At 57.3% G+C, this 1,182-nt stretch carries 1 protein-coding gene; it reads right to left on the bottom strand.

Annotated elements, in window-relative coordinates; genetic code table 11:
• Positions 1-904, bottom strand: a 904-nt coding sequence (locus tag QQL24_RS26630) for a glycosyltransferase (protein ID WP_284315331.1), incomplete at its 3' end; no start/stop codon positions are given.
• Positions 905-1,182: the final 278 nt, after the last annotated feature.

Genomic DNA, 1,182 nt, shown 5'->3' with positions numbered 1-1,182 from the left:
AAGCGCCGCCACGGCCGAAGGCAAGCACCGGCGTACCACAAGCCTGCGCCTCCAGCGGGGTGATGCCGAAGTCCTCTTCCGCCGCGAAGATGAAGGCCTTGGCCTCCTGCATATGCTTGAGCAGCACGTCGTTGGGCTGATACCCAAGCACCGACACATTGGGGCCGGCCTTGCGCAGGGCATCCTTGTATTGCGGACCGTCGCCGATCACGACGAGCTTCTTGTCGGGCATCTGCTTGAAGGCTTCGACGATCAGCGGGATCTTCTTGTAGGGCACCATGCGGGACGAGGTGAAATAGTAATCGCCCTTGGTGTCGCCAATCTGGAAATAGTCGGTGTCGACACCCGGATAGACGACTTCGGAATTGCGCCGATAGGCCTTCCAGATCCGCCTCCCGATATATTGCGAGCAGGCGATGAAATGATCGACGCCATTGGCCGTGCGCGTGTCCCAGATCCTGGCCCTGTGCAGCAAGGCGCGGGCCATCACGCCGCTCGGCCGCCCGTCGAAGCCCTGTTCCCGGAGATATTGGTGCTGGAGATCCCAAGCGTAGCGCATTGGCGTGTAGCAATAGCAGATGTGAAGCTGGTCGGGCCCGGTGATCACGCCCTTTGCAACAGCGTGGCTGTTGGAGATGACCATGTCATAGCCGGACAGATCGAATTGCTCGACCGCGATCGTCATCAGCGGAAAGAAATATCTGTAGACCTTAGCAAACGCCTTGAATCTCTGGAGGAAGCTCGTCTTGAAGCTCTTCCCCATGAAATGTTGCTTGTAGCGCCCTTCGCTGAAATCCACCAGGCAGAACAGATCCGCCTGCGGAAAATCCTTCAGCATCTCTGACAGAACCTTCTCGGAGCCTGCATAGGTCACCAGCCACTCATGCACAAAAGCTATCCGCATTGGAACTCCAATCGCGCTGAGACATTATTCAAATACGATCTGCAACTTTTGTAATCTAGGCTGGGCACCGGCATCTAGGGTCATTTTTTAAAGAGAGGGTGTTGTCAGACTAACCCTAAGTTGTCTCTGCCAGGTGCCCGAAGGCCAATCCAGACCTCGGTTTAGGCCGCGACTGCCCGCCACTCGGCCAGGGCAGCCGAGCGTCTCTGCTTGTAGATTTGCCGGCTGACGAGGTGGCGCTCCGAATAAAAATGGTTGTGGATCTGGCCGTGGACGGC

It is taken from the genome of Labrys miyagiensis, from assembly GCF_030160835.1.
In the GTDB taxonomy this organism is placed as follows: domain Bacteria; phylum Pseudomonadota; class Alphaproteobacteria; order Rhizobiales; family Labraceae; genus Labrys; species Labrys miyagiensis.
This window is presented reverse-complemented; position numbering and strand designations above follow the sequence as displayed.